The sequence below is a fragment of the Levilactobacillus hammesii DSM 16381 genome (genome assembly GCF_001434395.1).
Lineage (GTDB): Bacteria > Bacillota > Bacilli > Lactobacillales > Lactobacillaceae > Levilactobacillus > Levilactobacillus hammesii.
Window position 1 is genome coordinate 22,437 of record NZ_AZFS01000066.1, and the last position, 6,364, is coordinate 28,800.

Here is a 6,364-nt window from a genome sequence, read left to right on the forward strand (position 1 = left end):
CTGAACGGACGCCTATCCCTACTTCAGGGATTCCTTCAATGCCGCCATCTCATCGGTGTGATCGGCAAAGTAAGTCACCAGCTGCTCGGCACTCTTGGTTTCAATCAATTCACGGATCTGGCCAATCGTGTTCTTGACGGTTGGTGCCTTGCTGGAACCGTGGGTCTTAACGACTGGTGCCTTGAGTCCCAACAGGACGGCGCCACCATATTGGGAATAATCCATGGCACTCTGAACATTCTTGAAGACGGGCTTTAAGAGACCGGCACCGAGCTTACCGCCCAGACCCCCGCTCATGATTTCACCCTTGATCAGCTTCAACATGGACAGTGCCGTGCCTTCAATCGCCTTAAGCGTGGCATTCCCGGTAAAGCCATCAGTCACGACCACATCGGCCGCCCCGTTAAGCAATTCCCGTGATTCCACGTTACCAATGAAGTTGAGGCTGTCAATGCTGGCTAAGGCCTGATAGATCGCCTGATGGGCCATATCGCCCTTGTCGGCTTCAGTCCCATTGTTCAAGAGGCCAATCCGCGGCTGCTTCACGTGCATAATGGACTGCGCGTAGTATTGCCCCATCACCGCATACTGAACCACGTTAAATGGCTTGGTATCGGCATTGGCACCCACATCCAGCATGACAAAGCTGGATTGGTCTGGCTTGCGCAGGACGGGTAGTGTGGTGGTCAAACCTGGCCGATCAATGCCCTTGATCCGACCCACAATCAGCAATCCAGCGGCTAAAACTGCCCCCGAGTTGCCGGCGGAGAAGAAGGCGTCCGCTTCCCCTTCTTTAACGGCCGTCGCAGCCAAGACAATACTAGACTGCTTTTTGCGGCGAATGGCCCGGACAGGTTCATCCTCCATAGTAATCACTTCGGCGGCCGGTACCAGCGTGATACGTGTGCTATCTTGAATCAGCGGTTTAACTTGTTCTTCCTGGCCGTATACCAGAAATTCTACATCGCTGTAGGCGTCACGCGCTTGCTCGACACCCTTGATAATTTCAGTAGGAGCGTAGTCGCCCCCCATTGCGTCAACGGCAATTTTCATAAATTCGTCTCCTTCTAATCCATGGTCGTATTCTGATGGGCAGTCGTGCTCAGGAAGGCGGCCAGCGCCAAATTAGCGTCCTTATCCGCCCAATTAGGGGAAGCCACCGTCTCCTTAGCCGCCTGTTGTGCGGCACTCAGAATGTTCAGGTCGGCAACCGGATCACCCACTTTAAAGTCTGGGACCCCCGACTGCTTTTTACCCAGAATATCACCTGGACCCCGTAATTCCAAATCCTTTTGCGATAAAACAAACCCATCGTTGGTACTGGTCATGGTCGTCATCCGTTCAACGGCCAACTCATTCTTTGGATCGGCAATCAGGATGCAGGCCGAGGCCTTTTTCCCCCGACCAACCCGGCCACGTAACTGATGGAGTTGGGCCAGGCCAAAGTGATCGGCATCGTAAATCAACATTACCGTCGCATTAGGTACATCGACCCCCACCTCAATCACCGTGGTCGCAACCAGCACCTGAAATTCATTGGCTTTAAATGCGTCCATGACGGCGTTTTTTTCATCATTTTTCATTCGGCCGTGGAGCAGTCCGACCTTATACGTTGGCTCGAACTCCTCCTTGAACCGGGCGTAGATGGCCTCGGCATTTTTCATGTCAACGGCCTCCGACTCCTCAATCAGTGGCGTCACCACGTAGGCCTGTGACCCGCTACTCAGCTCAGCCTTAACCTGACGCAGTGTGGCGTCAACCTGATTGCTACGAATCCACGAGGTCTTAATGGGTTGCCGGCCGGCTGGTAGTTCATTAATCACCGACACATCCATCTCCCCATAGGCCGTAATGGCCAGGGTGCGGGGAATTGGCGTGGCGGTCATTGCCAAGACATCAGGCTGCTGGCCCTTTTCACGGAGCGCCTGCCGCTGATTGACCCCGAAACGGTGTTGTTCATCGACCACGGCCAAGCCGAGGTGATGATAGGTCACTTCCGGTTGAATCAGAGCGTGCGTTCCCACGATCAGGTTAACCGTCCCGTTGGCAATCTGTGGTAGCAGCGTCTTACGGGCGGCTGGTTTGGTCGCACCGGTCAGCAACGCCACGTTGACTGGAAAGTCCGCGAACAATTTCGCTAAATTATTGGCGTGTTGCTCCGCCAAAATTTCGGTGGGCGCCATCAAAGCCGCTTGGGCCCCCGCCGTAATGGCAGCATACATGGCAATGGCGGCCACCACGGTCTTTCCGCTCCCCACATCCCCCTGTAACAGGCGGTTCATGTGAACGGGACGCTTCAGATCAAAACAAATTTCGTTGACTACGCGTTTCTGAGCAGTCGTCAATTCGTAAGGCAACGCCGCAATGAAGGCCTTCAGCTTCGTCAGGTCGTACTTAAACGCCTGACCGTGGAGCGTGTGATCCTGCTGCTTCACGATCTGCAGACGGGTCTCAAATAAATAAAATTCCTCAAACTTGGCAGTACGGCGGGCGGCCTGTGCAGCCGCATCCCCCGTAGGAAAGTGCATGTCATGAATCATGTCCCGCCGATGAAGCAAGCGGTACTGTTCACGCAGGGGCTCCGGAATCAGATCCACGATCACCGGTTCATAGGCCTCATAGGCGCTCTCCACCAACTTTTGGATGGTGCCTTGTCGCACTTCCTTATTGGCCGGATAGATCGACCCCATGCCACCATCGGCACTAGCAATAATCTTCATTCCCGCCAGACTCTGCCGCTTGGCATCGAAACGTCCGTACACGGCCAATTCATTGCCAACTTCCAACTTGTCCTTTAACCACGGCTGGTTAAAAAATGTCACGGGAATAATCGTGTGTTCGTCCAACAATAACCGGAAATTCAACCGGGTCTTGCGCCGGCCAAACCGTGAGATGACAGGAGCGGCGGCTACGGTTCCCTTCAGCGTCACCTTGGCCTGATCGGTTAATTCGGCCGGGTCCTTGGCTTGTAGATCCTCGTAACGAAACGGGAAGTAGGTCAGCAAGTCGTTAACGTTTTCGATCTCTAGGGACTTCAGTGCTTGCGCGCGTTTGGGTCCGACACCGGGCAGCTCGCTGACCGCATCATTCAAACTCACCATCGTGACACCCCTCCCATCCTTAGTTCTGATTTAACTCTATTTTACGCTTTCCTGGGCACTCATAAAAGCTTATATAAAGCAGAGAAACTCGCCTCCAGGATGGTGAAAATGGACTGGAACGCTGAGGGCGGACGTCAGAAGCCAAGGAACGGTCTTCTGACTTGGGGATGAGCCGTTAAAACCACGTCTCATCCCCACCAATTCTCTAAGCGAGAAATTCACCCGCTAAGAGAATTCCCACAGCTGAGCCCATTCTCACCATCCCTGCGGCTTAACACATGCGCGATCCAGCACTCATCAACTAGCTTTTCAACTGCAATGGCCGCATAAAGTTGTTGTCCCCATTTATGCCCAGAGACTTCCCTAGCATATGTCGCCGGTGCAGATTCACATCACCAATCCACACAAATGGCTAACCGGTAACGCGAAAGAGGACCGGGACAATCGTCCTGGACCCCTTTGGTCTTACATTATTCGACAGAAATCAAGAATGGGTAGACCGGTTGGCCCCCGTTATGAACTTCCGTTTCTAAGTCATCGTCTAAGTCTTCAACGGCCGATTGCAGTTGATCTGCCACTTCTTCAGTCGTATCCGTGCCATAAATAATGGTGACAATTTCACTGTCATCATCGAGCATGGCCTTCACCGTCGCAACCGCCGTCTTTAATAGGTCCGCATCGGTCACCTTGATGGTGCCATCAACGATCCCCATGAAATTACCTTCCTTGATGTCAAAGCCATCAAGTTCGGTGTCGCGGATAGCGTGTGTGACTTGGCCACTCTTAACGGCTGCCAAGTTTTCTTCCATTGCTTCTTGATTTTCGTCAAGTTCAGCATCCGGATTGTAACCCAACATCGCGGTCATCCCTTGTGAGACCGTCGTTGAATGGACAATCACAGCTGGAATATCAGCCACCTTAGCGGCCTGTTCAGCGGCTAAGAAGATGTTCTTGTTGTTAGGCAACACAATGGCCCGCTTTGCCTTGCTTCCATTGATGGCGTCCACGATATCCTGCGTACTTGGATTCATCGTTTGACCCCCATTAACCACGTGGGTCACACCCAAGCTCTTAAAGAGCGTGGCTAAACCGTCACCCGCAGCGATGGCAATAATGGCTGTATCAGCTGGTGCCTCTGCTTCGGCGACTGGTGCGGCTGTTTCAGCAGCTTCTTCATCATGTTCCATGATGGTTTCTTGTTGCATCCGCATGTTGTCGACCTTCACCTTTGCCAGGTCACCAAATTCTTGGCCCCAAGCAATGACCTTACCAGGATGTTCCGTATGAACGTGAACCTTGACGATTTCATCGTCGTTCACAACCAATAAGGAATCCCCTAAGTCGGCGAGGTACTTGTAGAAGGTATCGTAATCAAAGTCGTGCTTAATTTGCTTCCCACGACCAATCCGTACCATAATTTCCGTACAGTAACCGTACTTGATGCTGTCGGGATCGAGCTTACCCTGCACACTTTGGTGATGAGCAGCATCAATCATTTCATCCATTTCAGCATCGTCAGGCTTGTAGTCGCCTTCTTCAGCCACCCGACCGTTCAAGGAGTCGTTAAAGGCTTCGAGAACGAAGGTTAACCCTTGACCACCGGAGTCCACAACCCCCACCTGCTTCAACACAGGTAAGAGGTCTGGCGTCGTGGCCAAAGCTGCCTTGGCAGCCTCATAGACGGCATCCATGACGGCTAAAATGTCATCGGACTTCTTGGCCGTGTTTAGACCGGCCTGAGCACCCTCACGAACCACCGTCAGGATAGTTCCTTCAGTTGGCTTCATAACGGCCTTATAAGCCGTCTCTGCACCAGCAGCGAACCCGTCAGCAAGATCTTGTGCCGTTAACGTTTGCTTGTCGGCTAATTTCCGTGAGAAGCCCCGGAAGATTTGAGATAAAATAACGCCGGAATTGCCCCGCGCACCCATCAACAAGCCTTTGGCCAAAGCGGTAGCTAAAGCACCTACGGCCTCGGTTCCAGCATCACGTTCGTACTTGGCCCCACTCTGTAGAGACAGGCTCATGTTGGTTCCCGTATCCCCATCAGGAACGGGGAAAACATTTAATGAATTAATAAAATCGGCATTCTGGTTTAGCTTTTGCGATGCGGCTTGGACCATCTTACCAAACTCAAGATTAGTAATTTCTGTTACTTTCAACTAAGTATCCTCCTTGATTTCAGTACGTCTGGCTAATCAGCCAACACCCGCACCCCTTGAACAATGACGTTAACGGAATTTGCCGTAACGCCCAACATTGTTTCTAGGTTATATTTGACTTTAGATTGAACGTTCCGTGACACTTCGGAAATCTTAGTTCCGTAGCTAACAATCACGTAAACATCAATGGCCACGCCGTTTTCTTCCTGGCGAACGACCACCCCGCGGGCATAATTCTCCCGCCGTAAGATATCATTTACATTATCACGAATCTGATTTTTGCTTGCCATGCCCACGACACCATAATTATCAGTCGCGGCACCCCCAACTACGGTCGCAATCACTTCATTTGTAATATCAATTGTTCCGTACTGAGTCTTAATCTTTACGGCCATGGAAATAGCCTCCTTATCTGGATATACAATCTTAACAGAAATTAATCTTACCACAACCGCGCCCAAAAAAGAAATAGGATGACCGAAAAGCACGTTGTAGGGGGAAATAGGTGTCAAGTAGATTTCCTTGAAAGAAAACGTTGCGTTCCGCAAAAGAGTATGGTAAATTAGTCAGGTGAGCAAAAAGCACTGCTTTTTAAAAAAGTAATGAATGAATCAACAAAGGAGGGTTTACGCCATGGCAAAGGATTTTATTAACGGCAAGCGGACGCGTTTTGGTAACAAACGTTCTCACGCTTTGAATTCAAGTCGTCGCGCTTGGAAGCCGAACTTACAAAAAGTTCGCATCTTGGTGGACGGTAAGCCAAAGAAGGTCTGGATTTCTGCTCGGACTTTGAAATCAGGTAAGGTAACCCGCGTCTAGTTAAACGGACACGGTTAAACGAAAAAAGTGAGGCGTGTAGGTTAACCTGCACCCTCACTTTTTTCGTGGTCTTTACCCCTAACCTTGCATTTTTTAACCTAAAGGCGTCAAATTTTTGAGGCAATCACTTTCTTCACGATTGCCTTCGAAATTTGACGCCTTTTTTGCTGGGATCACGTGACATGGTGTAAACCAGCCGCTTACCGTTCGCCCAACTTGACATTCGCCTGCGGCTGCCAGAGATTCCGGCGCTGTGGGGACCGCCTGCGGCCTGAGAAGCGG

6 protein-coding genes are annotated in these 6,364 nt (G+C 51.3%); 1 reads left to right on the plus strand and 5 read right to left on the minus strand.

The features are described from left to right. Positions 1-18: 18 nt before the first annotated feature. The 4 genes from plsX to FD28_RS12235 form a co-directional block, all read right to left on the minus strand. On the minus strand, positions 19-1,053 hold the full coding sequence (gene plsX / locus FD28_RS12220) for a phosphate acyltransferase PlsX (RefSeq protein ID WP_057735334.1): 1,035 nt from the start codon (positions 1,051-1,053) through the stop codon (positions 19-21). Between the two features lie 14 nt (positions 1,054-1,067). Further along, on the minus strand, positions 1,068-3,101 hold the full coding sequence (gene recG, locus FD28_RS12225) for an ATP-dependent DNA helicase RecG (RefSeq protein WP_057735335.1): 2,034 nt from the start codon (positions 3,099-3,101) through the stop codon (positions 1,068-1,070). A 470-nt stretch (positions 3,102-3,571) separates the two neighbouring features. Beyond that, the gene (locus tag FD28_RS12230; RefSeq protein ID WP_057735336.1) at positions 3,572-5,263 is read right to left on the minus strand and encodes a DAK2 domain-containing protein; all 1,692 of its coding nucleotides are present in this window, start codon (positions 5,261-5,263) and stop codon (positions 3,572-3,574) included. A gap of 32 nt (positions 5,264-5,295) precedes the next feature. After that, the gene (locus FD28_RS12235; protein WP_020088996.1) at positions 5,296-5,658 is read right to left on the minus strand and encodes an Asp23/Gls24 family envelope stress response protein; all 363 of its coding nucleotides are present in this window, start codon (positions 5,656-5,658) and stop codon (positions 5,296-5,298) included. Positions 5,659-5,896: 238 nt separating this feature from the next. Here FD28_RS12235 and rpmB point away from each other — a divergent pair, with 238 nt between their 5' ends. Then, entirely contained in the window at positions 5,897-6,082 is a 186-nt protein-coding gene (gene rpmB / locus FD28_RS12240) for a 50S ribosomal protein L28 (protein ID WP_020088997.1), read from the plus strand. A 93-nt stretch (positions 6,083-6,175) separates the two neighbouring features. Here the strand turns inward: rpmB and FD28_RS13495 are convergent. Then, positions 6,176-6,364, minus strand: a 189-nt coding sequence (locus FD28_RS13495) for a hypothetical protein (RefSeq protein ID WP_235806905.1), incomplete at its 5' end; no start/stop codon positions are given.

What these genes read in the sequence shown, in the direction of transcription:
- plsX (WP_057735334.1), bottom strand. Translation starts at nt 1,053, where the DNA reads ATGAAAATTGCCGTTGACGCAATGGGGGGCGACTACGCTCCTACTGAA.
- recG (WP_057735335.1), bottom strand. Translation starts at nt 3,101, where the DNA reads ATGGTGAGTTTGAATGATGCGGTCAGCGAGCTGCCCGGTGTCGGACCC.
- FD28_RS12235 (WP_020088996.1), bottom strand. Translation starts at nt 5,658, where the DNA reads ATGGCCGTAAAGATTAAGACTCAGTACGGAACAATTGATATTACAAAT.
- rpmB (WP_020088997.1), top strand. Translation starts at nt 5,897, where the DNA reads ATGGCAAAGGATTTTATTAACGGCAAGCGGACGCGTTTTGGTAACAAA.